The 697-nt window shown below is 70.6% G+C and carries 1 protein-coding gene; it reads left to right on the top strand.

Annotation, left to right across the window (positions count from 1 at the left end; all coding sequences use genetic code 11):
• Positions 1-697 (top strand): serine/threonine-protein kinase (locus tag IB242_RS20265; RefSeq protein ID WP_192283775.1); only part of this gene is annotated, 697 nt, incomplete at both ends.

Genomic DNA, 697 nt, shown 5'->3' with positions numbered 1-697 from the left:
TGCTGACCGGCTGGCAGCCGACGATTCCGGACGACACGACACCCACCCTGACCGCAGGCGAGCAGATCAGCGCCGCCAGCCCCGGCCGATACCGTGTGATCCGCCAGATCGGAGAAGGCGGCATGGGCGTGGTGTACCTGGCGCAGCGCGAGGAAGGCGACGCCCACCAGCAGGTCGCGCTGAAGTTCCTCGGTGCCGCCACTCTGGGCAGCGCCCAGCATGCCCGCCGCTTCGCCGCCGAGCATCGCATCCTGGCGACCCTGCGCCATCCCAACATCGCCCACCTGCTCGAGGGCGGTACGACGGCTGACGGCCGGCCCTTCATCGCGATGGAGTACGTCGACGGCCTGCGCATCGACCAGTGGTGCGCCCTGCACGCGCCGTCGCTGCCGCAGCGGCTGGCCCTGTTCCTCAAGGTCTGCGCCGCGGTCGAGCACGCCCACCAGCACCTGGTCATCCATCGCGACCTGAAGCCGGCCAACATCCTGGTCAACGCCGATGGCGAGCCCAAGCTGCTGGATTTCGGCATCGCCCGCCTGCTTGACGACACGGTACAGGGCGAAGCGACCCGCACCCAGGTCCTGACGCCCGCCTACGCCAGCCCCGAACAGGTCGAGGGCGCGCCGCTGACCACCGCCGCCGACGTCTGGGCGCTGGGTGTGGTCCTGTACGAACTGCTGGCCGGGCAGCGCCCGCA

This window comes from Xanthomonas sp. XNM01 (assembly GCF_014851915.1).
In the GTDB taxonomy this organism is placed as follows: domain Bacteria; phylum Pseudomonadota; class Gammaproteobacteria; order Xanthomonadales; family Xanthomonadaceae; genus Pseudoxanthomonas.
Note: the sequence above shows the minus strand (reverse complement) of the source record. Positions and strands in the feature narration are given on the sequence as shown.